The 24,721-nt window shown below is 70.6% G+C and carries 23 protein-coding genes and 1 riboswitch; of the genes, 15 read left to right on the top strand and 8 right to left on the bottom strand.

Annotated features, from left to right (window positions below; translation table 11 throughout):
- Positions 1-9 precede the first annotated feature (9 nt).
- Genes ACQ4L4_RS21025 through ACQ4L4_RS21000 form a run of 6 tightly spaced genes read left to right on the top strand, consistent with a single transcriptional unit; the run spans position 10 to position 5,225 of the window.
- The gene (locus ACQ4L4_RS21025) at positions 10-672 is read left to right on the top strand and encodes a response regulator transcription factor (protein ID WP_377159064.1); all 663 of its coding nucleotides are present in this window, start codon (positions 10-12) and stop codon (positions 670-672) included.
- A complete protein-coding gene (locus ACQ4L4_RS21020; RefSeq protein ID WP_431100810.1) occupies positions 669-2,006 on the top strand; it encodes a sensor histidine kinase in 1,338 nt (445 codons plus the stop codon). Before ACQ4L4_RS21025 ends, ACQ4L4_RS21020 begins: the two co-directional genes overlap by 4 nt.
- Positions 2,007-2,036: 30 nt before the next feature.
- Entirely contained in the window at positions 2,037-3,026 is a 990-nt protein-coding gene (locus ACQ4L4_RS21015) for a KpsF/GutQ family sugar-phosphate isomerase (RefSeq protein ID WP_431100809.1), read from the top strand.
- Between the two features lie 44 nt (positions 3,027-3,070).
- A complete protein-coding gene (locus ACQ4L4_RS21010; protein ID WP_377161682.1) occupies positions 3,071-3,670 on the top strand; it encodes a KdsC family phosphatase in 600 nt (199 codons plus the stop codon).
- On the top strand, positions 3,670-4,452 hold the full coding sequence (gene lptC, locus ACQ4L4_RS21005; RefSeq protein WP_431100807.1) for an LPS export ABC transporter periplasmic protein LptC: 783 nt from the start codon (positions 3,670-3,672) through the stop codon (positions 4,450-4,452). The genes ACQ4L4_RS21010 and lptC overlap by 1 nt, the downstream gene beginning before the upstream one ends.
- The gene (locus ACQ4L4_RS21000) at positions 4,449-5,225 is read left to right on the top strand and encodes an SDR family oxidoreductase (RefSeq protein ID WP_377159069.1); all 777 of its coding nucleotides are present in this window, start codon (positions 4,449-4,451) and stop codon (positions 5,223-5,225) included. Before lptC ends, ACQ4L4_RS21000 begins: the two co-directional genes overlap by 4 nt.
- Before the next feature lie 200 nt (positions 5,226-5,425).
- Here the strand turns inward: ACQ4L4_RS21000 and ACQ4L4_RS20995 are convergent, their stop codons facing one another.
- Positions 5,426-5,944 carry an RNA recognition motif domain-containing protein gene (locus ACQ4L4_RS20995; RefSeq protein ID WP_067280428.1) on the bottom strand — a complete coding sequence of 173 codons (519 nt, stop codon included), beginning with the start codon at positions 5,942-5,944 and terminating at the stop codon, positions 5,426-5,428.
- 294 nt (positions 5,945-6,238) lie between these two features.
- Between ACQ4L4_RS20995 and ACQ4L4_RS20990 the strand changes: the two genes are divergently transcribed.
- From ACQ4L4_RS20990 to ACQ4L4_RS20970, 5 genes are all read left to right on the top strand, one after another.
- Positions 6,239-7,165 carry a helical backbone metal receptor gene (locus tag ACQ4L4_RS20990; RefSeq protein WP_431104980.1) on the top strand — a complete coding sequence of 309 codons (927 nt, stop codon included), beginning with the start codon at positions 6,239-6,241 and terminating at the stop codon, positions 7,163-7,165.
- A gap of 8 nt (positions 7,166-7,173) precedes the next feature.
- Positions 7,174-7,908 (top strand): two-component system response regulator CreB, encoded by a 735-nt coding sequence (creB, locus tag ACQ4L4_RS20985; protein WP_431100806.1) that lies wholly within the window; start codon positions 7,174-7,176, stop codon positions 7,906-7,908.
- A 6-nt stretch (positions 7,909-7,914) separates the two neighbouring features.
- Positions 7,915-9,432, top strand: a complete 1,518-nt coding sequence (gene creC, locus ACQ4L4_RS20980; RefSeq protein ID WP_431100805.1) for a two-component system sensor histidine kinase CreC — start codon at positions 7,915-7,917, stop codon at positions 9,430-9,432.
- Between the two features lie 62 nt (positions 9,433-9,494).
- Positions 9,495-10,919, top strand: coding sequence for a cell envelope integrity protein CreD (gene creD / locus ACQ4L4_RS20975; protein WP_431100804.1), 1,425 nt, complete (start codon positions 9,495-9,497; stop codon positions 10,917-10,919).
- A 70-nt stretch (positions 10,920-10,989) separates the two neighbouring features.
- Positions 10,990-12,693, top strand: coding sequence for a GMC family oxidoreductase (locus tag ACQ4L4_RS20970; RefSeq protein ID WP_431100803.1), 1,704 nt, complete (start codon positions 10,990-10,992; stop codon positions 12,691-12,693).
- A 10-nt stretch (positions 12,694-12,703) separates the two neighbouring features.
- On the opposite strand, the gene ACQ4L4_RS20965 is transcribed toward ACQ4L4_RS20970, so the two are convergent.
- Both ACQ4L4_RS20965 and ACQ4L4_RS20960 read right to left on the bottom strand, forming a co-directional pair.
- Complete coding sequence (locus ACQ4L4_RS20965; RefSeq protein ID WP_431100802.1) at positions 12,704-14,080, bottom strand: leucyl aminopeptidase family protein; 1,377 nt, start codon at positions 14,078-14,080, stop codon at positions 12,704-12,706.
- A gap of 201 nt (positions 14,081-14,281) precedes the next feature.
- Complete coding sequence (locus ACQ4L4_RS20960) at positions 14,282-14,692, bottom strand: thioredoxin family protein (protein ID WP_377159077.1); 411 nt, start codon at positions 14,690-14,692, stop codon at positions 14,282-14,284.
- Positions 14,693-14,914: 222 nt separating this feature from the next.
- Here ACQ4L4_RS20960 and ACQ4L4_RS20955 point away from each other — a divergent pair, with 222 nt between their 5' ends.
- Positions 14,915-15,079 (top strand): hypothetical protein, encoded by a 165-nt coding sequence (locus tag ACQ4L4_RS20955; RefSeq protein ID WP_377159078.1) that lies wholly within the window; start codon positions 14,915-14,917, stop codon positions 15,077-15,079.
- 54 nt (positions 15,080-15,133) lie between these two features.
- Here the strand turns inward: ACQ4L4_RS20955 and ACQ4L4_RS20950 are convergent, their stop codons facing one another.
- The 4 genes from ACQ4L4_RS20950 to ACQ4L4_RS20935 all read right to left on the bottom strand — a co-directional run bounded on the left by ACQ4L4_RS20950 (position 15,134) and on the right by ACQ4L4_RS20935 (position 19,920).
- A complete protein-coding gene (locus ACQ4L4_RS20950; protein WP_431100801.1) occupies positions 15,134-17,464 on the bottom strand; it encodes a DEAD/DEAH box helicase in 2,331 nt (776 codons plus the stop codon).
- 50 nt (positions 17,465-17,514) lie between these two features.
- Entirely contained in the window at positions 17,515-18,657 is a 1,143-nt protein-coding gene (locus tag ACQ4L4_RS20945) for a hypothetical protein (RefSeq protein ID WP_431100800.1), read from the bottom strand.
- Between the two features lie 82 nt (positions 18,658-18,739).
- The gene (locus ACQ4L4_RS20940; protein WP_431100798.1) at positions 18,740-19,243 is read right to left on the bottom strand and encodes a hypothetical protein; all 504 of its coding nucleotides are present in this window, start codon (positions 19,241-19,243) and stop codon (positions 18,740-18,742) included.
- The gene (locus ACQ4L4_RS20935; RefSeq protein WP_431100797.1) at positions 19,240-19,920 is read right to left on the bottom strand and encodes an RNA polymerase sigma factor; all 681 of its coding nucleotides are present in this window, start codon (positions 19,918-19,920) and stop codon (positions 19,240-19,242) included. The genes ACQ4L4_RS20940 and ACQ4L4_RS20935 overlap by 4 nt, the downstream gene beginning before the upstream one ends.
- 599 nt (positions 19,921-20,519) lie before the next feature.
- Between ACQ4L4_RS20935 and ACQ4L4_RS20930 the strand changes: the two genes are divergently transcribed.
- Together ACQ4L4_RS20930 and ACQ4L4_RS20925 are read left to right on the top strand one after the other, a co-directional pair.
- Complete coding sequence (locus ACQ4L4_RS20930) at positions 20,520-21,281, top strand: TSUP family transporter (RefSeq protein ID WP_431100796.1); 762 nt, start codon at positions 20,520-20,522, stop codon at positions 21,279-21,281.
- 127 nt (positions 21,282-21,408) lie between these two features.
- Positions 21,409-22,227 carry an HDOD domain-containing protein gene (locus tag ACQ4L4_RS20925; protein ID WP_331612937.1) on the top strand — a complete coding sequence of 273 codons (819 nt, stop codon included), beginning with the start codon at positions 21,409-21,411 and terminating at the stop codon, positions 22,225-22,227.
- Positions 22,228-22,273: 46 nt separating this feature from the next.
- Here ACQ4L4_RS20925 and ACQ4L4_RS20920 read toward each other — a convergent pair whose 3' ends face one another.
- The gene (locus ACQ4L4_RS20920; protein ID WP_431100795.1) at positions 22,274-23,584 is read right to left on the bottom strand and encodes a diguanylate cyclase domain-containing protein; all 1,311 of its coding nucleotides are present in this window, start codon (positions 23,582-23,584) and stop codon (positions 22,274-22,276) included.
- A gap of 306 nt (positions 23,585-23,890) precedes the next feature.
- A riboswitch (FMN riboswitch) is annotated at positions 23,891-24,063 on the top strand.
- A 104-nt stretch (positions 24,064-24,167) separates the two neighbouring features.
- Between ACQ4L4_RS20920 and ACQ4L4_RS20915 the strand changes: the two genes are divergently transcribed.
- On the top strand, positions 24,168-24,650 hold the full coding sequence (locus ACQ4L4_RS20915) for a 6,7-dimethyl-8-ribityllumazine synthase (RefSeq protein ID WP_431100794.1): 483 nt from the start codon (positions 24,168-24,170) through the stop codon (positions 24,648-24,650).
- Positions 24,651-24,721: the final 71 nt, after the last annotated feature.

Raw genomic sequence — 24,721 nt, 5'->3', positions numbered from 1 at the left:
CCCAACGCCATGCGACTGCTGCTGCTCGAAGACGACGAACTCCTGGGCGAGGCCCTGCGCGACTTCCTGCGCGCCGAGGGTCACACGGTGACCTGGGCCCGTCGACTGTCCGAGGTGCTGCCCCGCCAGCACGAGGAATTCGAGGCGCTGCTGGTCGACTGGCAGCTCCCGGACGGCTCGGGCCTGGACTGGCTGCGCGGACTGCGCCAGCGCGGCGTGTCGACCCCGGCGCTGATGCTGACCGCGCGGGACCTGCTCGCCGACCGCCTGCAAGGCCTGGACGGCGGCGCCGACGACTACCTGGTCAAACCCTTCGCGCCGGAAGAGCTCGCCGCCCGCCTGCGCGCGGTCAGCCGCCGCCATGTGGGCGCGAGCAGCTCGCAGCGGCGTCATGGCGATGTGGTGCTGGACCTGGCGGCGAAGCGCGCGACGCGCGACGGCCATGCGGTCGAATTGACCGCCCGGGAATGGGCGGTGCTGGAGGCGCTGGCGCAGCGCGCCGGCCGGCTGTATCCGAAGCGCGATCTCGAGTTGCAGGTGCTCGGCGACGATGCCGAAGTCCTGAGCAACGCGCTGGAGGTCCATGTGTCGAGCCTGCGCCGCAAGCTCGGCCGGGAACTGATCGAGACCGTCCGCGGCCTGGGCTACCGGCTCGGGCCGGAGGCCGCGTGAAAGTGGCCGTGAACGTGGCGACGAACACGCCCGCGGGACCGCGCCGCCCGTCGATCGCCGGCCGTCTGGCGCGGCAGCTCCTGATGATCTCCGCCTTCTGGGCGCTGCTGGCGGGCGTCAGCGTCTGGCTGGTCGTGCAGGAGGAGGTGGACGAGCTGCTCGACGAGACGCTGCAGGCGTCCTCGCAGGTGCTGGGACAGCTGCTGCGCCAGGGCAGCGCGATGCCGGCCGAGATCGCCGACAGCGACGACCTCAGCACCCACTTCGCCTGGCAACTCGTGGGGTCGGACGGCGCGCTGCTGCATCGTTCGCCGCTGGCGCCGGTGAACGCCTGGAAGCTGCCGCCCGGCTTCAGCGACTGGAAGGACGACGGCACCGATGGCGACGACTGGCGCGTCCATGTGCGTCCGCTGCCGACGGTCGCCGGGTCGGGCTGGCTGATGGTCGCGCAGACCAGCGCCGAGCGGAAGGAAGTGCGCAGCCGCGTCGGGCTCGCGAGCGCCTTCTCGGCCCTGCTGGTCGGCGGCCTCTGCATGATGTGGATGAACCGGCGCGCGCGCGCCGAGCTGGCGCCGCTGGCCGAGCTGTCCCGCGCGCTCGCCGACTATGACCCGCTCGACACGCGCCAGCTGCTGCCCGAGCAGCACCGCCAGGAACTGGCCGGGATCCGTGCGGCGGTGCTCGACCTCGGGCAGCGTCTGGCGCAACGCGTGGCCAACGAACGCGCCTTCAGCGCGCATGCGGCCCATGCGCTGCGCACGCCGCTCGCGGGCATGGACGCGCAGCTCGCGATGGCGCTGCGCGAGGCCCCACCCGAATCGCGCGCCCGGCTGCAGCGCACGCGCGAGGCCGCCGACCGGCTGCGTCGCGTCGTGACCGCGCTGTTGACGCTGTTCCGCACCGGCATGAGTCTGCGCTGGCAGCGCCTGGACCTGATCGAGCTGCTGGCGATGCTGCCGCTGCCGGACGGCCTCGAACTGGATCTGCCGGAGGACGAGGCCGGCATCGACGCCGACCCCGACCTGCTCGCCGCCGCGCTGATCAACCTGCTCGACAACGCCTGGCGCCACGGCGCGTCCAGAGTGCAACTGCGACTGCACCGCCAGTCCGACGGCGGCCTGCTGCTGCAGCTCACCGACGACGGCGAGGGCGTGGCCGACTGGCAGCGCGTGGACCTCAACGACGCGCTGGAGCGCCAGCAGTACGAAGGCCGCATGGGCCTGGGTCTGATGATGGCCGACCTGGTGTCGCGCGCCCACGGCGGCGACCTGCGCCTGCCCCCCGTGGACGGGGGCTTCGGCGTGGCGATGCGGCTGGGTCCGGCGCCGGACTGAATCGACCCCGGCGGCTACACTTTCGCCCTTATGACGACCCATGCCGCCCTCACCCATTCCCGCGCGCTCGACGTGGCCCGCGCGGCCTTGAAAGTCGAGGCCGACGCGCTGCTCGCGCTCGGTCCGCGCCTCGGCGAGTCGTTCGAGCAGGTGGTCCGGACGATCCTCGACAGCGCCGGTCGTGTCGTCGTGATGGGCATGGGCAAGAGCGGCCATGTGGGCCGCAAGATCGCCGCCACGCTGGCGTCCACGGGCACGCCGGCCTTCTTCGTCCATCCGGGCGAAGCCAGCCACGGCGACCTCGGCATGGTCACCCCCGGCGACATCGTGCTGGCGCTGTCCAACTCCGGTGAGAGCGATGAGCTCAACGCGATCATCCCGGTGCTCAAGCGCCTGGGCGTCACGCTGATCGGCATGACGGGCGGACTGTCGTCGTCGCTGGCCAAGCATTCGGACTTCGTGCTGGACTCGCGCGTCGAGCAGGAGGCCTGTCCCCTCAACCTCGCGCCGACGGCGAGCACCACCGCGCAGATCGCCCTCGGCGACGCGCTGGCCGTGGCGCTGCTCGACGCCCGCGGCTTCCGCGCCGAGGACTTCGCCCGCTCGCACCCGGGCGGCTCGCTCGGCCGCCGCCTGCTGACGCACGTGCGCGACCTGATGCGCAGCGGCGATTCGCTGCCCCGCGTGAGCGCGGAGATGCCGCTGCTCGACATGATGCGGGTGATGTCCGACAAGGGCCTGGGCTGCGCCGTGCTGGCCGATGCCGACGGCCACGTCGGCGGCATCTTCACCGACGGTGACCTGCGCCGACTGATCGAACGCGGCACCGACCTGCGCGGACTCACCGCCGGGCAGGTGATGCATCCCAATCCGCGCACGGTCGCCGCCGACGCGCTCGCCGTCGTCGCGGCCGACCTGATGGAGCAGGCGCGCATCACGCTGGTCCTGGCGGTCGACGACGAGCAGCGCCTCGTCGGCGCGATCAGCATCAACGACCTGATGCGCGCGAAGGTGATCTGATGAGCGGCACGCCTTCCTACACCCCGGGCAACCCGGCGGCGGCGATGCCGGCCGTGGTGCGTGAACTCAAGCCCGCGCTGTCCTTCCCGCCCGAACTGCTGCTGAAGGCGCAGGGACCGGCGCTGGGCCTCAAGGCTGCGATCTTCGATGTCGACGGCGTGCTGACCGACGGCCGCATCTACCTGAGCGAAGCGGGCGAGACGATCAAGGCCTTCGCCACGCTCGACGGCCACGGCATGAAGCTGCTGGCGCAGGGCGGCATCGTGCCCATCGTCATCACCGGCCGGGACTCGCCGGCGGTGCGGCGTCGGGTGGCCGACCTCGGCCTGCCGCACGCGGTCTACGGCGCGAAGAACAAGCTGGCCGCGGCGCAGCCGCTGCTCGATCAGCTCGGGCTGCACTGGGACGAAGTCGCCGCGATCGGCGATGACTGGCCCGACCTGCCGCTGATGGTGCGCGCCGGCTTCGCGTGCGCGCCGGCGCAGGCCCATGCCGAGGTGAAGGCGGTGGCGCATCACGTCACCGCCACCGCCGGTGGCCACGGCGCCGCGCGCGAGTTCTGCGACCTGCTGCTGATGGCGGCCGGCCAGTACGCGAAGCTGCTGCACGGCCACCTCGAGACGCTGGACGGGAGCGGGCACTGATGGCGGCACTCGTTCCGCCGCCGACCGCCCCGCGCCGTCGCGCCCAGCCGCTGCTGTGGCGCCTGCAGTCGATGCTGGCCAACTACGTGCCGCTGCTGCTGATGGCGATGCTGGCGGGCTTCACCTGGTGGCTCATCAAGAACACGCCGCAGCTCGAGGCGCCGCGTGAGAAGGCCGCGCCCAAGCATGAGCCGGACTACCGGATGAACGGCTTCGAGGTGCAGCGCTTCAGTAGCGACGGCCGGCTCACCGGCCGGATCACCGGCACCGAGATGCGCCATTACCCGGACAACGACACGCTGGAGATCGATACGCCGCAGCTGCGCGCCTACGGCAAGCTGGACGAGCTGCTGGTCGCCGACGCGCAGCGCGGCGTGTCCAACGGCGATGGCAGCGAGGTGCAGCTGCTCGGCGACGTGAAGGTCAAGCGTTATCCCAACGGCGATACGACGAAGCCGCCGGATCTGGAGCTCTATGGCGAGTTCCTACACGCCTTCGTGCCGCAGCAGCAGATCCGCTCCCACCTGCCGGCGCGGGTGGTCGGCATGGGCGGCGAGATGCAGGTGAAGAGCTTCGTCTACGACCAGTTGACCGGTCGCCTGACTTTCAGCGGCGGCGGTCGCGCGACCTTCGCCGCGCAGCCCGGCGCGCGCCCGTCCCTGCAGCCCGCTAAGGCCGCCGCGAAGGCTGCCGGCACTTCCGCGACCAGCGCTGTTGCCAAGCCGGCTGCCAGACCTGCCACGGCTGCTTCCGGCACCGCGACCTTCAGCAGCAAGCCATGACTCGACTTGTCTACATCACCGGTGCCTCCAGCGGCATCGGTCAGGCGCTCGCGCTGCAGTACTACCGCGAGGGCTGGCACCTGGCGCTGGTGGCGCGCCGCGTCGAGGAACTGGCTGCCTGGGCCGAGCAGCAGCGGCTGGAGCCGTCGCGCTGGCGCGTGTACCGCGCCGACGTCAGCGACGTCGAGGCCATCGCGGCCACCGGTCGCCGTTGCATCGCCGAGCAGGGCCTGCCCGACGTCGTCATCGCCAACGCCGGCATCAGCATCGGCATGGACACGGCGATCTACGAGGACCTCGCGGTGATGCAGCGCCTCTACGCCACCAACAACATCGGCCTGGCCGCGACCTTCCATCCCTTCGTCGGCCCGATGCGGACGCGCCGCAGCGGCACGCTGGTGGGCATCGCCAGCGTCGCGGGCATCCGGGGACTGCCAGGACATGGCGCTTACTGTTCCAGCAAGGCCGCGGTGTTCAGTTATTGCGAGAGCCTGCGCGGAGAATGTCGGCCCGATGGCGTCAAGGTCGTGACGATCGCGCCGGGGTATGTCGATACTCCGCTGACGCGCGAGAACCGGTATGGCATGCCCTTCCTGATGCAGCCCGAGGACTTCGCGCGCAAGGCTTATTCGGCCATCGCGGCGGGCGCCAGGGTTCGATTCATACCGTGGCAGATGGGCGTCGTCGCCCGTGTCATGCGACTGCTGCCGGGCGCGGTGTTCGACCGCCTGCTGGCGGGGCGTCCGCGCAAGCATCGGCAGGGCGAGACCTGACCCCGCTTCACTCCACGGCTGCTGGCCCTCACCCCCACCCTCTCCCGCAAGCGGGAGAGGGGGCAAGACAAGACCTGGCATTGCTGGGCATCTGCTGGTCTGCTGGGAGGGTGATCAAAAGCTGATCACCAAAAGAAAAGGCGCTCCGAGGAGCGCCTTTCTCATTGCAAGGCGGGATGAACCCGCCTGCCGTGCGTGGCTCAGTAGCCGCCGCGACCGCCGCCGTAGCTGCCGCCGCCGCCACCACCGTAGCCGCCACCGCCGCCGCCGCCGTAACCGCCGCCGCCGCTACGGCCACCGCCGTAACCGCCGCCGCCGCCACTGCGACCACCGCCGCCGCCACCACCGTAGCCGCCGCCACCGCCGCCGCCGTAGCCGCCGCCACCGCTGCGACCACCGCCGCCGCCGAAGCCGCCGCCACCGCTGCGGCCACCGCCGCCGCCGAAGCCGCCACCGCCGCCCGGACGGTCTTCACGCGGACGAGCCACGTTGACCACGATCGCGCGGCCGTCGAGGGCCTGACCGTTCATGCCGTTGATGGCAGCCTGCGCTTCATCGTCCGTCGACATTTCCACGAAGCCGAAGCCCTTGGAACGTCCGGTCTCACGATCCATCATGACCTTGGCGGAAATGACGGTGCCGAATGGCGCGAATGCCTCCTGGAGCGACTCGTCTCGCACGCTGTAAGCGAGGTTGCCCACGTATAGCTTGTTTCCCATGGGGGAAGCCCTTTCAAAACCAAATAACCCAATGTGCTGCTTCAACCCATCGTGAACCACTCATACGAAGGCGCTGCATTCAGGCGATCCGATTATGTGTGACAGGATTGGCGGTTCGCAACGCGTCAAGCTGGTTGTTGTTTTTCAGCCGATGCGCGCAAACCCCGAGCAGTGTCAGAGGCGCTCAACAATCTCCGCCTCCGGCGTCTTGGTGGGGCAAAGCATGCTCCCGAGTTGCTCAGTGTTTTCCACTATGCGGATGCAACCCTGCTGAAATCGCACAACGTGTCGTCCATCGCCCCGCAACACCCGCTCCCGGACGCGGCCTCGGCCACGCCGCGGCTGCGCATCGTCTCGCTCGTCCCCTCGGTGACGGAACTGCTGTTCGCACTCGGATTGGGCCCCTGGATCGTCGGCCGCACCGGTTTTTGCATTCACCCGGCGCCGGCGGTGTCAGCAATATCAAAGATCGGTGGGACGAAGGACGTCAACCTCCCGAAAGTGAGGGCGCTGGCCCCCAGCCACGTGGTGGTCAACGTGGACGAGAACCGCCTCGAGACGGTCGAGGCGCTGCGCGCCTGGATCCCCCATGTGGTGGTGACCCACCCCTGCGGGCCGGCGGACAACCTCGCCTTGATCGCGCAGATCGTCGAGATGGTGGAGGTTTTTGCCGCCGAACTGGGGGTCAGGTCTGAACCCGCCGGCAGAAATGTCCTGCCGCCGGACGACAAGGCCTACCCCGAAGGCGTGCTGCCGGATGTCCCCGATCTGCGTGACCGGGCTGAGCATCTCGCCGCCGAGTTGCAGGGGGAGTTGGCCGCGTGCCGGTCCTTCCTCGCCGAACGTCCGATGGCTCAAGCGGGACGCCGCGTGCTCTACCTGATCTGGCGGGCGCCCTGGATGACGGTCGCGCGGGACACCTACATCGCGCGCATGCTCGCCGAAGTCGGTTGGGAGACCTGGCCCCCCGTCGAAGGCGGTCCGCATGGCGCGGCGCGCTACCCGGTCGTCACCGGCGACGAACCCTGGCTGGCGGAGGTCGATGAACTGCTGCTCAGCTCGGAGCCCTACCGGTTCGGCGAGGAGCATCTGGCCGAAGCGCAGGCGCTCTGCCCGAATGCCCGGGTGCGGCTGGTCGACGGCGAACTGATCAGCTGGTACGGCCCGCGCGCCGCGGAGGGGCTGCGCTACCTCCGCGAACTGGCCCAGGCTCCGCGATGATCACGGACATGAGCACGCCTTCCATCGCCACCTCATCCGCCACGTCGCCGTCGTCCGTACCGTTCGCCGGCCAGATCCTGCTGCTGGAGGACGACCCCGCGATCGCCCAGACCGTCAGCTTCGTGCTGGAGCGCGAGGGCTACCGGGTCCGCGCCTGCGGCTGGCTGCACGAGGCGCGTTCGGCCCTGGCCGCGAACGCGCCGGACCTGGCGATCCTGGACGTCGGCCTGCCGGACGGCAACGGCCTGGACCTGTGTCGCGAGCTGCGCCAGGGGCCGCTGGCGCGACTGCCGGTGCTGGTCCTCAGCGCCCGCAGCGAGGAGGGCGACAAGGTGCTGGGCCTGGAGCTGGGCGCCGACGATTACCTGGCCAAGCCGTTCAGCAATCGCGAACTGGTCGCGCGGGTGCGGGCGCTGCTGCGCCGCGCCCAGGCGCCGGTGGCGTCGACCGGGCCCGCCGTCGCCGGCTTCGTGGTCGAGGCCGAGGGCTCCCGCGTGCGCTTCCACGGCGAGCTGCTGCCGCTGACCCGCCGTGAGCTCGGCCTGCTGCTGCGCCTGCTGAAGGCGCCGGGGCGCATCCACAGCCGCGACAGCCTGCTGGACGCCGTCTGGGGCATGGATGCCGACAGCGGCGACCGCACCGTGGACACCCACATCAAGACGCTGCGCGCCAAGCTGCGCCAGGTCCGGCCCGACCTCGACCCGATCCGCACGCACCGCGGCATGGGCTATTCGCTGGAGTGACGGCGGATGCGCCTCGGCCTGCGACTGTTCCTCGGCTTCTTCCTGGTGGCGGGGCTGAGTGCCTTCATCCTGCTGCGCGTCGTGCTGGGCGAGTTCAAGCCCAGCGTGCGCGAGGTGATGGAGGACATGATGGTGGACACCGCCAACCTGGTGGCCGAGCTGGCGCGCGACGAGCTCGCCGCCATGCCGCCCGGCGGTGATCTGAGCGGCACGCGCTTCGCGCAGCGCGTGCGCGACTACGCCGAGCGCCCCGTCGACGCCCGCATCCTCAGCGCCCGCAAGCGCTCGCTGGACTTCCGGATCTACGTGACGGACGCGGCCGGGCGTGTCGTGCTCGACACCAGCCCGGTCCCGGCGGTGGGCCAGGATTACTCCGCCTGGAACGATGTCGCCCGCACCTTGCGCGGAGAGTACGGCGCGCGCTCGACGCCCGAGAAGCCGGCGCTCTACGGCAATGCCGGCGAACTCGGCAACGGCAAGGATGCGCAGGGCAGTCCGGTGATGTACGTGGCGGCGCCGGTGCGCCTGGACGGCCGCACGATCGGCGTCGTCACCGTCGCCAAGCCGGCGGCCGCGGTGCAGCAGATCATCTATCGCGCCGAGCGCCGCATCTGGATCGCCGGGCTGGGGCTGCTGGCGGTCTCGCTGGCGGTGGGCGTCGCGGTGACCGCCTGGATGATCCTCACGGTGCGGCGCCTGCGGCGATATGCGCAGGAGGTTCAGCTCGGCCAGAGGCAGCCGCCGCCGAAGGTGCCCGGCGAACTGGGCGACCTGGCCCAGGCGATGGACGCGATGCGTGAGCGCCTCGACGGCCGGGAGCGCCTGGAGCATCTGGTGCGTGCGCTGACGCATGAACTCAAGAGTCCGCTGGCCGCGTTGCGCGGCGCCGGCGAACTGCTGCAGGACGAACTGCCCGGCGCCGACCGGCAGCGCTTCGCCGCGCAGGTGGTCTCGCAGAGCGAGCGCATGACGGAGCTGGTCGAGCGGCTGCTCGCGCTGTCCACGCTGGAACTGCGGCGCGGCCCGGAGCATCCGCGTCCGGTGGCGCTGGTCGACGCGGTCGATGAGACGCTGGCGCAGCTCGGCGACCGTCTGGAGCAGCAGGCGCTGACGGTGCGCTGGCTGCGCCGCGACGCGGTGGAACTGCAGGCCGACGCCGAGATGCTGGCGCTGGCCATCAGCAACCTGCTGACGAACGCGATCGACTTCGCACCGGCCGGCTCCGAGCTGGCGCTGCAGGTGGGGATCGAGCCCGCGACCGACGCGCAGGCCTCCCGCGCATTCTTCGAGTTGCGCGACCACGGCCCGGGCGTGCCGGCCGGCGCGTTCGCGCAACTGGGCGAGCGCTTCTTCTCGACGGCCCGGCCGGGCAGCCTGCGCAAGGGATCCGGCCTGGGCCTGGCCATCGTGCGCCAGATCGCCGGCCTGCATCGCGGCGAGTTGCGATTCGAACCGGCGGAGCCCGGCCTGCGCGTGCGGCTCGCCTTCCCGCTCTTCACCGTCGGCTCACAAACTTCGTCCTGAGCTCACGGCCGCTGCCGAGACTGCCGCCTTCTGTGGACCGCCGAGGGGCGAGGAGAAGGACGATGCAGATGAAGGCGCTGTGGTGGAAGCTGGTGATCCTGGGCGGCGTGACGCTGCTGTTGCTGCTCGTGCTGTTGCGGATCGGCTGGCTGGTCGACGAACGCCAGGATCGCCAGCGTGCCGCGGAAGCCAGCGTCGCCGCGGCGCAGGCGGGCCCGCAGGTGCTGCTCGGCCCGATGGTGCAGCGCAGCTGCTCTGAGGAGTGGGAGTCCGTCAGCGGCACCGGCAAGGACATCACGAAGACGCCGGAACGGCGCGACTTCGTGCTCTCGGCGGTTCCTGCGGATCTCAAGGTCGACGGCACGCTGAACCAGGAGCAGCGCGAGCGTGGCCTGTTCAAGGTGAACGGCTATGTGGGCGAGGTGGCGCTGCAGGCCCAGTGGGCCTCTCTCGGCGCGCTGATCCCGGTGGCGGAGCACAAGGGCAAGCTGAGCTGCGAGGATCCGCGCGTGATGGTCGCCGTCAGCGACGCGCGGGGGCTGCGCGCCGTGGCGGTCAAGCGCGGCGCCCAGGCCTTGACGGTGAGACCGGGCACCGGTCACGACAGCTATCCGCACGGCCTCCATGCGCAGCTCCCGGACCAGGCGCTGGACCAGCCGCTGACGCTGTCGTTCGCGATCCACCTGGTCGGGATGACCGACTTCGGCATCGTTCCCGCCGCGTCCGCGACGCAGGTCAAGCTGCGCTCGGACTGGCCGCATCCGAGCTTCGGCGGCCGCTTCCTGCCGACATCCAAGCGCATCGACGAGCGCGGCTTCGAGGCGCAATGGCAGGTGACCGAGCTCGCCACGACCGCGCCCCGCGATGTCCTCGCCGGGTTCTCGCTGCCCGGCGTCGAGCGCGACCCGGACGCGGGCCGGGCCTATGCGCCGAACCCGGTGCCCGGACGCGAGGGCAAGTCGGGCATCGTGGCCGACACGCTGGCTTTCTCGATGATCGATCCCGTGAATCCCTACGTGATGAGCGACCGCGCGATCAAGTACGGGCTGCTGTTCATCGTGCTGACCTTCGTCAGCGTCGGCCTGCTGGAACTGCTGTCCGGCCGGCGCGTGCATCCGGTGCAGTACCTGCTGGTGGGCCTGGCGATGACGCTGTTCTTCCTGCTCCTGCTGAGCCTGTCGGAACACCTGAGCTTCGCGCTGTCCTATGCGGTGGCGGCGGGCGCGGCGATCGGACTGCTGACCTTCTACGGGACGGCCATGCTCGGCGCGGTCAGGCGCGGGCTGGGATTCGGCGCCCTGGTGACGGTGCTCTACGCCGCGCTGTTCGTGCTGCTCAACCTGGAGAAGGCCGCGCTGCTGGTCGGAGCCTCGCTGCTCTTCGCGGTGCTGGCGGCGGTCATGGCGCTGACGCGACGCATCGACTGGTACGCGCCGAACGGGCGCACTGCGGATCTGCCCGAAGCGGAGCCGGCCGGCACTCGGTGACAACGTGGTTGCCGGCCGCCCGTGGCTCGGTCAGCATGGGTCTTCACAGACCCAACATGACAAGAGAGACATGGGCGGAGACAACCCGACGAGCCACCGCGACGCGGCCCCCGAGACGGCCTCGGGCCGCTTCGACTACATCATCGTGGGCGCCGGCACCGCCGGCTGCCTGCTCGCCAACCGGCTGAGCGCCGACACGTCCAAGCGTGTGCTGCTGCTCGAGGCCGGCGGTCGCGACGATTACCACTGGATCCACATCCCCGTCGGCTACCTGTACTGCATCGGCAATCCGCGGACGGACTGGCTGTTCAAGACCGAGCCCGACGCGGGCCTGAACGGGCGCAGCCTGCGCTACCCGCGCGGCAAGGTGCTGGGCGGGTGTTCGAGCATCAACGGGATGATCTACATGCGGGGTCAGAGCCGCGACTACGACGGTTGGGCCGAGGCCGCCGGCGACGACGCGTGGCGCTGGGATGCGGTGCTGCCGTACTTCCGCGAGCACGAGGACCATTGGCGCCTGGACGAAGGCGCCGAGCGGCCGCCCGGCTTCGATCCGGCGATGCACGGACACGGCGGCGAGTGGCGCGTCGAAAAGCAGCGGCTGCGCTGGGCGGTGCTGGACGCGTTCGCGACGGCCGCGCAGGAGGCCGGCATTCCGGCGACGCCCGACTTCAATCGCGGCAACAACGAGGGCGTCGGCTACTTCGAGGTCAACCAGCGCGCCGGCTGGCGCTGGAACACGGCGAAGGCCTTCCTGCGCCCGGCCTGCTACCGGCGCCCCAACTTCGAGATGTGGACCGGCGCGCACGCGCAGCGGCTGCTGGTCGAGCAGGTCGACGGCGAGGTGCGATGCGACGGCGTGCTCGTGCGCACGCCGCATGGGCTGGAGACCGTCCGCCTGAACCCGCGCGGCGAGGTGCTGCTCGCCGCCGGTGCGATCGGTTCGCCGCAACTGCTGCAGCTGTCGGGCCTCGGGCCGGCGGTGCTGCTGCAAGAGCACGGCATCGAGGTCGTCAAGGACCTGCCCGGCGTCGGTGCCAACCTCCAGGACCACCTGCAGATCCGCGCGGTCTTCCAGGTCGACGGCGTCAGCACGCTCAACACGTTGGCGTCGAGCTGGTTCGGCAAGGCGCGCATCGGGCTCGAATACGCGCTGCGTCGCACCGGTCCGATGAGCATGGCGCCGTCGCAGCTCGGCGCGTTCGCAAAGAGCGGGCCGGACAAGGACTGGCCCGACCTGGAGTACCACGTGCAACCGCTGTCGCTCGACGCCTTCGGCGAGCCGCTGCATGCGTTCAACGCGTTCACGGCGAGCGTCTGCAACCTGAATCCGACCAGCCGGGGCACGGTCGCGATCCGCAGTACCGATGCGGCCGATGCGCCGTTGATCGCGCCCAACTACCTCAGCACCGCCGAGGACCGCGACATCGCGGCGCGCAGCCTGCGGCTGACGCGGCGCATCGTCGAGCAGCCGGCCCTGTCCCGCTATCGGCCGCGCGAGCACAAGCCGGGCATCGAGTTCCAGACCGATGAGGAACTGGCCCGCCTGGCCGGCGACATCGCCACGACGATCTTCCATCCCGTCGGCACCTGCCGCATGGGCCGCGCCGACGACGAGCGCGCCGTCGTCGACAGCCGCCTGCGCGTGCGCGGTGTCGGCGGTCTGCGTGTCATCGACGCCAGCGTCATGCCGACGATCACCAGCGGGAACACGAACTCGCCCACGCTGATGATCGCGGAGCGCGCCGCCGCCTGGCTGCGCGCCGGGGAGTGATCGGCGCCGATCAGGCGCTGAAGCGTTCCTCGATATAGGCCAGCAGCGTCCGGATCGTCTGGGCCTCGCCGCCGACCGGGCGGCCCGGACGCGCGATGTCGTTCCAGGCGAAGAGGTCGATGTGCAGCCAGTCCTGCTCGGCCGGGATGAAGGCCTCGAGGAACAGCGCCGCGTTGATCGCGCCGGCCAGCGCGCTGCGACCGGTGTTCACGATGTCGGCGATGCTCGACGTGATGCCTTCCTTGTAGGGCGACCACAACGGCATGTGCCACAGCGGATCGTCCATCTTCAGGCCCAGGTCGACCAGGTCGCGCGCGGTGTCCATGTGCTTCGAGAACAGCGCGGGCAGTTGCGCGCCCAGCGCGATGCGCGCGGCGCCGGTCAGCGTGGCCAGGTCGATGATCAGCTCGGGCCTGGACTCGGTGGCGTAGGCCAGCGCGTCGCACAGGATCACGCGGCCTTCGGCGTCGGTGTTGCCGATCTCGATGTGCAGGCCCGCGCGGGTCTTGATCACGTCGCCCGGACGGTAGGCGTTGCCGCTGATCGAGTTCTCCACCGCGGGGATCAGCACCTGCAGGCGCACCGGCAGCTTCAGCGCCATGATCAACGTGGCCAGGCCCAGCGTGTTGGCCGCGCCGCCCATGTCCTTCTTCATCTGGCGCATGCCGTCGGCCGGCTTGATGTCCAGGCCGCCGGTGTCGAAGCACACGCCCTTGCCGACCAGCGTCAGCCGCGGATGCTTGTCGCTGCCCCAGTTCAGCTCGATCAGGCGCGGCGCACGGGTGCTCGCGCGGCCGACGGCGTGGATCGCGGGGAAGTTCTTCTTCAGCAGGTCGTCGCCGACGATCTCCTTGAACTTCGCGCCGTGCTGCTTGCCGACGACGGCCGCGGCCTTCGACAGCTCTTCGGGCCCCATGTGCTCGGCGGGCGTGTTGACCAGGTCGCGCACCGCGCTCATCGCGGTCGCGATCGCCAGGCCGCGCTGGCCGTCCGCGCTGTTCTTGATGAGCAGTTGCGCCGGCTCGCGCTTGCGCGGCTTGTAGAGGTCGAACTGGTAGCACCCCAGCTCCCAGGACATCGCGGCGGCCTCGTCCTGCAGCGGCAGGCCGTCGGGCGACAGGGTGTAGTCGCCTTCAGGGAGCGCGAGCGGCAAGGCCGACAGGGCGAACGGATGGGCCGCGTGCGCCACGCCGGCAAAGACCTGCGCGAGCTTGCCGTCCTCGCCCGGCACCAGGGCGAAGGTGTCCGGGGCGGCGGAGAAGCCCAGCGTCGCCAACCATTGCTGGGTGCGCTTGGGCAGCTTCGGGGCGAGGGCCTGGTAGGCGGCGCGATCCAGCGCCAGGATGGGCGTGGCGCGAGCCACCGAGTTCTTGAATTGGACGTTCATCGATGCAGCGGCCCGCCGCGGGTCGCGCGGAGAGCCGGCCTTGGGGGTTGGCGGTGGCCGCATTCTCGCTCGCCCTCCCTCCGGAGGTGGGGGTCGCCGCGCTGTTCGGAGCCGGGCTGCCGACGAGCGTCACTCTCTGGGCGGAAGGCGTCAAACGGCGGGCGAAGGACGCACGGCGACGGGGCGCCGGCGCAAGAAAGGTCAGCAGGACTGTCGCAGACGCGACAGCAGGGCCTGTGCCGCGGCGGTCGTGCCGGCCGGTGCGTTGGGGCTGGCGGCGGACATCGCGGGGTTGTCCTGCGCGGCCTGGATCAGCCGCTGGGCCGCGGCCGGTCCGGGCAGCACCGGACCGATGAAACACACCCGCTCGCCCTGGCCGATCAGCAGCGTCGGGAATGTCTCGACCTCCAGGTCGTCGACCAGCTCCGAGTCGTCCTCGATGTCCACCCACAGGAAGCGCGCGCCCGGGTGCTGCTGGCGCAGCGTGGCGAAGTCGTCCCGATAGGTGTCGCAGGTCCGGCACCAGGCGGCGCACAGGCAGGCGACCAGCAGGTCGGAAGACCCCTCGGAAGCGGGAGCCGGCAGGGGCGACGAGGGCGAAACAGCGGACATGGGGCCGGAGCTTAGCCGAGTTGCGCCGAGGGCGAATTCGTTCGCTATACGTCCAAAGCACCGTCTTGGTGCCGTGTGCGTGACGATGGCGCGAGCTTTGTTCAGATTTGTGAGGAGGCTGTCAACGGCCTCCCAAGGGCTCGCGTTAGCTGGCACAAAGCGGTCTTTGCCAGCGGTCTTCCCCCCGCTCCCGGCCGCCGAAAGCCAAGAAGGTCCACGACCATGATGAAGTCTCATACCCGTACCGAATCCCAGCCGCGCCGCCTCCCGATGCCGGAACTGGCGCAGCACGACAAGGGCCGCAAGCACGAAGCCTTCGAAGTCGCCAGCCTGGGCTGCGACCGCCGCAGCGTCGCGCGCGCCCTGCGCTTCGACCGCAAGCGCTGATTCCCCGAGCGGGGCCGCCCCGAGTCCGGGCGGCGGTCCCGCCCCTTGCGCCCGTCAGTCCTCGTCGTCCGGGGACTGCAACGGCGCCAGCAGCCGATCGATCTCGTCGGCGCTGAACTTCTCCAGACGCTCCCCCCCGTCACGGCCCAGCAGGCCGTCCGCCAGCGCCCGCTTGCGGGCCTGCAGTTCGAGCATGCGCTCCTCGATCGAGCCCTCGATGGCCAGTTGGTGGACGAACACCGGCCGTGTCTGGCCGATCCGGTGCGCCCGGGCATGCGCCTGCGCGTCGACGGCCGGGTTCCACCAGGGGTCGACCTGGATGACGGTATCCGCCGCCGTCAGCGTCAGCCCCACACCCCCCGCTTTCAGGCTCACCAGCATGAGGGGCGCCTCGCCCGCCTGGAAGCGCCGCACCACATCGCCCCGTTTCCCCTCCGGCGTGGCGCCGGTCAGCTTCATCAGGGGGATCTTGAGCTCGTCCATCGCGGCCTCGATCAGGTCCAGCATGCCGGTGAACTGCGAAAACACCAGGATCGTCCGACCCTGGCTGATCATCTCGGGCACCTTCTCCCGGATCCATTCCAGCTTGGCGGCCTCCATGCCCTGCGGGACCTCGACCCCTGGCACCAGCCGCGGATCGCAGCAGACCTGGCGCAGCTTCAGCATCGCGTCCAGCACGGACATCAAGCCGGAGCCGAAGATCTCCGAATCCTTCAGCAGCCGCCGGACCAGGTGGTCGGCGCCGATCCGCACGCTCTCGTACAGCTGACGCTGTCGCCCTTGCAGGGGGATGCGCTGGGTGAGGACCGTCATTGGGGGGAGGTCCTTGGCGACCTCCTCTTTCAGGCGTCGGAGGATGAATGGCCGCACGCGCGAGGCCAGTTCCCGGGCACGACGGGCGTCGCCGGTCTGTTCGATCGGCTTGCGCCAGTGCCGGGCGAAGGAGCGCGCCTCGCCGAGGTAGCCCGGCATCAGGAAATCGAACTGGGTCCAGAGCTCGCCGAGGTGGTTCTCCAGCGGGGTGCCGGTGAGCACAAGGCGTTGGTCGGCCTGGAGCCGGCGCAGTGCCCGCGCGGCCCGGGAGCGCGGGTTCTTCACCGCCTGGGCCTCGTCCAGCACCAGCACCGAGAACTTCGGTTTCGAAAGCGCCCGGACTTCCCGCCACGCCAGCCCGTAGCTGCACAGCAGCACGTCGATGTCGCCGAGACGCTTCATCACCTGGGCCCGCTCCTCGGGATCGGACAGGGTGGCCACGCGGAGGTCGGGCGCGACGCGCGCGGCCTCCTGCGTCCAGTTGAAGATCAGCGAGGTCGGCGCGACGACCAGCGCCGGCGACCTCAGCCGCCCGGCCTGCTTCTCGACCAGCAGATGCGCCAGGGCCTGGGCCGTCTTGCCCAGCCCCATGTCGTCGGCCAGGATGCCGCCGAGCTCCTGGCGCGCCAGGTACTGGAGCCAGGCCAGGCCTTGCAACTGATAGGGGCGCAGCGTGATGCCCAGACCCTCCGGCGCGGTCGATGCCGGCGGAGGACCGGCGTCGCGCAGGCGCTCCCACATCGTTCGCAGCTCGTCGGCCCCGAAGACCTGCCAGCGGCTGTCGGGGACGTCGAGCGCCGCCAGCCGCGCCGCTTCCCACGAGGTGAGCTTCACCGGTCCGCGCCGTGAGCGTTGGGCGACCAGGACGTCCAGCAGGTTGAGCATCAACCGCTTCAGCGGCGCCGCCGTCGAATGCAGCCGGCGTCCGCCCGGCGCCTTCAGGCTGATGATGGCGTCGTCGTCGATGCCGGCGATCGCGTCGGCGTAGAGCCAGCGGCGGTCCTTGCGCAGCAGGTCCCAGATCATCGGTGCGAGATCGACCCGCTGACCCTGGACCGTCACGCCCAGGCTCAGCATCCACGAGCCCTTGCGGCGCGAGAGCGCCAGCGTCGGCAGGCGGTCGCCCGTGCCGGGCGCGATGGCGGTCTGGACATCGACCGGCTCGTCGCCTTCGGGCTGGATCTCCAGCGACCACGCGTCGATCGCGACGCTGTGGTGCGCAAAGCCGGGCAGGACATCGATCTCCCAGCCGAGCTGGCGCAGGCGGGGCACCTCGTCGGCGGCGAAGTCGGGGAACAGGTCCTCCTGCTCCAGCGTCCAGCACGGGGTCAGGCCCCGCCCGAACGAGGCATCGCGCCACTGCAGCATCCCGGCGTCCACCGGATGCAGCGGCAGCGCCTGCCATTGCTCGAGCGCCGCCGGATCCGCCGGCCAGCGCTCCAGCCGCAACAGCGTCACGCGGTCGCCGCGTGGGCCCAGCTTCCCGTGCGGCCGCATGCCGAGCAGGCCGTCGCCGCGGTTGAGCGTCTGCAGGATCAGCTTCGGCGGGAGCGGGGAAGGCGGTGCGGTCATCGGGGACGCATTGTCGACGCGCCGCCGACCCGCCAGATCGATCCGCCAGCTCAGCCCTCCTTGCGCTCCTTGCCGTCCTTCGGCACACGCGGCTTGGGCAGGCCCGTCTTCGCGAAGTCCGCCGGCACGCGCATCAGCGCGGCCTCGGGCTCGGCGCGGCGGATGTTGCGCAGCTGATAGTTCTGCTCGCCGCTGCGCGGGTCCTTGGTCTGGACGCTGACCGTGACCTTCAGGTCGGGCGACGTCCAGACCTCGCGGGAGATGACGATCGGTTTCTCATTGCCGATCTTGCCCGCCGGGATCGTGCGCGTCGTGCGCCCGCCGGTGACCTTGAGCCCGTCGATCTCCTTGGGCGGCAGATTGTTCGGCTGCATATCCTGTCCGTTCAGGATCAGGGGCTCGACCCGCATCGCCACGGCCGGTGGCAGGGGCGACATCGGCGACAGCGGGCCCAGCGGGTTCGGCGGCGTCTCGACACGGATGACGCGGACCTCCTGGCTGCCTTCTCCCGGGGCGATCACGACGGGTGTTGCGTTGCGCACCGTGGTCGGTGCCGCAGGCGCGGCCGGCGGCTTCGGCGCGTCGACGCGCTGCGCCGCGTCGCCGTGGCCGAAGTTCTCGCGCGCCCAGTCGCGCATCTTTCTGCCGTACTCGCGCATCTTGTCGTTGTAGTCCCGCATCTTGTCCTGGTACTCGCGCATGCGCTCGCCGTACTCGCGCTGCGCGTCGGCATCCGCGCGGCCGCCGCCGAGGTAACGCGCCGTCTTGCGTTCGGGATCGAGCAGCCAGTTCTCACCGCTCACGGCGTCACGCAGATAGACCACCTTGCGGCCCTGGCGTTCGACCTCCTGGCGCGTCCGGCCTTCGCCGTCGCGGCAGAGCTGGCTGGTCTGCTGATGGACGATGCGATTGCCGTCGGCCAGCGGCTGGACGGTCTCGTGCACGGCCTGGGCGCAGTACGGCGCGCCCTTGACGACGCGCTCCGCGCTGAGGATGTGCATCGCGACGCCGGACTCGGCGATCAGCTCGGCCACATCGGGCACGGGCGGCGTCGGCGGAACGGGCGGGACAACGGCGGGCATCTCCGGCGGTGCCGGCTGCGCGCTGGGATCCGGCGATGCATGCGCGACGGGCTGGGCCTGGACCGCGAGGGCGGCGAGTGCCAGGGCAAGGGTGGTGAGGGAAGTCTTCATGGCGGTCTCCAGGGAGGGGAGCGGGACGTCGTTCAAGGGAGCGGGAAGCAGGGTTGCGGCGGGACGGGCGATGCCGGAACGCTCAGGGCATGACCCGCATCGCGAGCACATCGCCGGAGGCGTGCACCAGCAACTCGGCGCGCACCGGCGCGGCGGCATCGGCGGGGTCGTAGGGCAGGCCCAGCAAGGCGAGTCGTTCACGCGGGACCTCCGCGGGGACGAGCCACGCGGTGCCGGCGCCGGCCTTCTCGAAGGCGGCCCAGCGATCGGCGGACACGAGCACGATGAAGCCGCTGCCGGGATTGCCCATGACGGTGGCGCCCGATTCGCCCGGCGGCGCGGAGCCCAGCAGCCAGACGCAGGCGGCCAGCACCGAGGCGCACAAGGCCGGGCCGGCGAGCGCCCATCTCCAGCGGCCAGCCCTGCCCGCCTTCTGACGGGCGGCGAACTGCTGGCGCATCGCGCCGAGCACCGCGTCGTCGCGCTCGAAAGGCGGCGTGCGCTGGCGCAGGTCCTGGGCCACGGCCCACAGCCAGTCGGCCAGGCGCGCGGTGCGGGGCGGGGAGGTGTCGGTGGTCTTCATCATGCGGACTTCGATGAGCGTTCGATCGCGTCCGACGTGGCGGACGACAGGGGTCGGGACTCGTCCTGCAACGCGGCCAGCAGGCGCGCGCGGCCCCGGTGAAGCCGGGTGCGCAAGGTGTTGAGCTCGACGCCGGCGATGCGGGCGGCCTCGGCATAGGCCCGCTCCTGCAGATCGACCAGCACGATGGCCTCGCGGAAAGTCCACGGCAGGGTCTGCAACGCGGCCCATACACGCGCCTGGTCCTGCGCGCGGACCAACTGCTGCTCTGGCGCGTCGGCGTGGTCGTGGTGAAGGTCCTCGGCCTCCTCTTCATGGGCGACCGGCAGATCCCGCCAGCGCGCCAGCAGGTGATGCCGCGCCACGCCGGCGAGGTACGCGCCGAGCGGGCCTCTGCCGGAATCCCAGCCCTCGGGCCGGCCGGCAAACTGCACGAAGGCTTCCTGCATCGCGTCCGCCGCCCAGTCGGACTGGCCGCACAGCGCCAGCGCGTAGCGGTAGACGCCGGGCGATTCGCTGCGGTACAGCGGTTCCAGGGCGCTCGCGTCGCCCTGGCGCAGGCGGCGCACCAGCGCTTCGCCGACGGCGGCGTTGGAAGGCGGCGGCTCGCGCTCGCCACCGTCAGGCGCGGCGGCGGGATCGGGGCGGCCGCGGCCAGCCAGGCGGGTCCAGAAGCTCATCGGGCGTTGGGCGTGCGTTGCGGGGGTGGACGCGAGACAGTTCTCTCGCAGCATGAACGTATTGCGTCAGCGGCTCAGAAAGTTCCCGGCTCGCACACAAGAATCTGGCAAGCCGGCGTTCTTGCCGAGAGGCCCCGCATCAGATCGATCCTCCCCCGTGTTTCAGGGGAATGACACCTCCACGCCACACCGGGCGAACATCGCCCGGAAGTCGAGAACAGTGCACCGTGCGATGTTCGCAAATCGTTTTCGTCGGGGCCATTTCACGCAAGTGAGCGCCGGCAAACCGTTCCATCTTGGTGCATTCGCCGAGTGAAAACCCCAAGTGCGTGCATGGGGGTGCGGTCCTAGCATCCACCCCACTCGACGCGACACCCGTCCCGGGTCGGCGACAAGCCGGCGCAAATGGGGGTTGCCTACGGGGGCTGAGGAGACAAACAGATCAAACCAACACCAACGAATAGCAGTGACACTGTCACAATTCGCGGGCACCTGAATCAGGTGCCCGTTTTGTTTTCGTGGCCTGGTTTTGCGCGCATCCTGCGATCGTTCTCGGCCCGTGTCCGCGGCCCCGAGGCCGCTCTTGCGAGTCGTTGCTGATGATCGAGTTGTTGACCGCGGCCGTGGCGTCGCTGCTGGCCGGATTCGTCGATGCCGTCGTGGGCGGCGGCGGGTTGATCCTGGTGCCCGCGCTGTTCAGCGTTTATCCGAATGCCGCGCCCGCCACCCTCTTCGGCACCAACAAGGGCGCCGCCATCTGGGGGACGGCCTGGGCCACCCATCAATTTTCCAAGCGTGTGTCGCTGCCCTGGCTGGCCTTGATGCCGGCGGCGGCCGCCGCGCTGGCCGGCAGCTTCGCCGGCGCCTGGGCCGTCACGCAGGTGGACCCCAGCGGCCTGCGCAAGGCCTTGCCGGTGATCCTGCTGGGCGTGCTGCTGTACACGCTGGCGAAGAAGGACCTCGGCCGGCACCACGCGCCGCGCCACGAGGCCGCGACGCAGACGCTGATCGCCAGCGTCATCGGGCTGACCATCGGCTTCTACGACGGCTTCTTCGGACCGGGCACGGGCAGCTTCTTCGTCTTCCTGTTCGTGCGGCTGCTGGGCTTCGACTTCCTGCACGCGTCCGCGACCGCCAAGCTGATGAACACGGCGACCAATTTCGCCGCGCTGGTGCTGTTCGCCTCCAAGGGCCACGTCTGGTGGCACGTGGCCGCGGTGATGGCGGTGGCCAACGTCGCCGGCAGTCTGGTGGGGACGCGCCTGGCCCTGGCCAAGGGCGCGAGCTTCGTGCGCGGCATGTTCGTCGTCGTCGTGTCGCTGCTCATCCTCAAGACCGGCTACGACGCCTTCCTGCGCTGAGGCCGCGCACCGCCCTCCGGGCCTGCCAGACGCTATCCGAACAACACGCGCCGGGTGTCCGCCAAAGGCGGGATGCCCGGCAGCCCATCGCCCGGGCTACCATCCGTCCAAACAACCGCTGACCACCATGCCTGTCGATCCTCAACTCCGCGCGCTGGATATCGAGATCCCCACCCAGCCGGACGTGCTGGTCAAGCTCTCCCTGCTGATGGCGGACGAGGACATCGACCTGCAAGCCGTCTCAGGCCTGGTGGAGACCGACATGGCCCTGGCCGCCGCCGTGCTGAAGGCGGTCAACTCGTCGCTCTATGGCCTGCGTGGCCGCGTGCAGACGGTGCACCAGGCGCTGACCTACCTCGGCATGCGCGAGGTCGCTGCGATCACCTTCGAGATGGGCCTGCGCGCGGCCTTCCCGCCGGCCGTCGAACTGGAACCTGTCTGGACCCGCGCGGCCAAGCGCGGCCTGCTGATGGGCCGCATGGGTCAGATGCTGGGTGTCGACCCGTGGGCGGCGCACTCGGCGGGCCTGTTCGAGGAATGCGGCAAGGCGGTGCTCTACCGCCATGCGCCGGGGCACTATCCGGCGATGCTGCGCGCCACCGCCAGCGACAAGGAACTGGTCCAGCTGGAGCACACCGCGTTCGGTGTCAGTCACGACGCGCTGGGCGCGGCCCTCTGCGAGAGCTGGGGCCTGGCGCCCGCCGCCGTCGCCAGCGTGCGGTACCACGTGCAGCTGCAGCATGAACTGCTGATGCCGGAAGCGATGCAGCGCCGCGGCGTCGGCGCGATCTCGCTGGTGGCATGGACGCTGATGAACAAGCCGGAAGCGCTCGACGAGACGGTGATGGAGATCGCCCCGCAGGCGCAGCTTGACGAGACGCTGATGCTGCGCGCCGCGCGCCGTGTCGAGGAGCAGCTGCAGCAGGCCGAGTCCCGCGGCCGCTGACAGCGGTTTTGCGCGTCCCTCGCCTCCCGGGGCGAGGCCGCCGCGCTCACGACGCAAGGCAGAGCCGGTCGCGTCCCATGTGCTTGGCAAGGTAGAGCGCCTCGTCCGCCGCCTGCAGCAGCGCTTGCGGGCTGAGGTAGGGATGCCCCGGCTGGGAGGCCGCGAGGCCGGCGCTGATCGTCACGATCCCGTCGTCCGTCTTTCCCTCGGGCGTCCCCGCCGGCAGCGCCCCATGTGGCACGGCCAAGGCGCGCCAGCCCTCGCGCAGCGCTTCCATCAGCCCCTGCGCGGACTCGATGTCGAAGCCGGGCAGCAGCACCGCGAATTCTTCGCCGCCCAGGCGGGCGACCAGGTCGGTGTCGCGCTGGAAGTGCTCGGCGAGCAGCCGCGCGAGCCGGCGCAGCACTTCGTCGCCGGCGCTGCGTCCGTGGCGCTCGTTGAACGGCTTGAGGTGGTCCACGTCGAGGATCGCCAGCGCCAGTCGCCCCTGGTCGCGCTGCGCGCGCTTGAACTCACGCCGCAGCGCGGCATCGAATTCCCTGCGGTTGGCGATGCCCGTCAACGCGTCGTGGCGTTCCATGGACGCCAGTTCGCGCCGCTTCGCTTCCAGGGATCGCTCCGCCTGCTGCAGCGCGCGGTGCTGGCGGGCGATCTCCTCCCGCAGTTCGCGCCCGCGGGACTGCTCGCGGTGCAGCTCGTCCCCCAGCGAGGTCCGGACATGGTCCAGCGCCTGCTCCAGTTGCAGCAGCTCGCGGGGCCGCGGCTCGCCGGGCTCGAGCCAGGTCAGGGTCTGCGGCGGCAGCGTCGGATCGAAGCGGCGGGCCTGCGCGGACAGGTGGTTCAACTGCCGCAGCAGCCAGCGGTCCAGCAAAAGCGCGGCGACCAGGCCCAGCACGGTCGCCAGGGTCAGGTGGATCAGGGCGGAGCGCAGGAGCGGATCGCGGCGCAGCGTGTCGCCGATCGTCGAGGCCGACGCCTGCAGCCGCAGCTCGCCGCTGCCGGCGAGCGAGAACTCGGCGCTCTGGCCCGGTTCACCGTCGTCGTCGGACAGGGCACGGAACTGCTGGCCATCGCGCGTGTGCAGCTCGACGCGGCGCAGGTTGTGGCGGGTGAGGATGTGGTGGAGCAGGCCGTGCAGCGCTTCGGGCCGCTCCAGCCGCTGCTGGAGGCTGTACGCCAGCGGCCCGGCATAGAGCAGCGGGATGGCACTCAACTCGGCGTCGGCCTCCACGGCGCGGCGTTGTGTCGTTTCGCGCAACTGCCAGCCGCTGGACAACGCGACGAGCAGCAGTCCGAACACGAACAGCGCCAGCAGCGGGCGGGCGCCCACCGAGATGCGGATGGCCTTGTGGGTCATGCGTGGATGCCGAGCTTGCGACGGGAGTCCCGCCATACATCGTCAAGTCATCGTCGGGCCATTGTGCCGAGCCGTGTTCGCTGGTTTCCCCGGGGAAACTCCAAGCCGTGGCGTGTCCCCGAATGGCCCAGGCGGGCCGGGACGGTCGCCCGAATCGATCTGGCGACTCGTCGCACTCAGGGTGGCCCACCTCTGGGGGAACACCGGTCGCAGCCGTGGGGACATGCGGACCGCCCCGCTCCGATCCGGGTTCGGAAACCTAGAATCCGCCGGCTCCGCGTACCCTCTTTCCGAAGGCGCGCGGGGCAGCGTTCTCAGGGCGGGGTGGAAGTCCCCACCGGCGGTATCCGGGGCGCGGTCGACAGACCGACGACCCCGGGAGCCCGCGAGCGCCCGGCACCGCCCTTGTGGTGCCGGGGTCAGCAGACCTGGTGAGAAACCAGGGCCGACGGTCACAGTCCGGATGAAAGAGATCGCGTCCATCGTCGGCCTCGCGGGCCGGCGCAAGCGTTCGCGCCTGCGCCGCCGGGCGGCCGCGTTGTGCGTGCGCGCCCTGATTCATCGTTCCAACCGAAGGGTTCACATGAATCAGACCCAACTCCACTCTCCCTCCTCCGCCGTTCCGCGCGTGGCCATCGTGTCCGCGAGCTGGCATGCCGACCTGGTCGGCCGATGTCGCGAGGCCGCGATCCGCGGACTCGAAGCCGGCGGGCCCGTCCGCGTCGAGACCTTCGAGGTCCCCGGCGCCTTCGAGATCCCGCTCCATGCGATGAAGCTCGCGCGCAGCGGGCAGTTCGACGCGGTGCTCGCGTGCGCGCTCGTCGTCGACGGCGGCATCTACCGGCACGACTTCGTCGCGCAGGCCGTCATCGACGGTCTCATGCGGGTGCAGCTCGATACCGGCGTGCCGGTGTTCTCCGCGGTGCTCACGCCGCTGGCGTTCCATGAGCACGCGACGCATCACGGCTTCTTCCATGAGCACCTCGTGATCAAGGGCACCGAGCTCGCCGGCGCTTGCCGGGCGACGCTGGCCGCGTTGCGCAAGCTCGACGCGTTGAGCGCCTGAGCGCTTTGCCGACGGCGCTCGCGTGCCGTCGCCAGGCGCGGCCCGCCACAGGGTAGGAGGCCTCGCGTCCG

It is taken from the genome of Roseateles noduli (assembly GCF_050626985.1).
Lineage (GTDB): Bacteria > Pseudomonadota > Gammaproteobacteria > Burkholderiales > Burkholderiaceae_C > Roseateles > Roseateles noduli_A.
The sequence above is the reverse complement of the archived record's forward strand: the minus strand, read 5'-3'. Positions and strand labels throughout refer to the sequence as shown.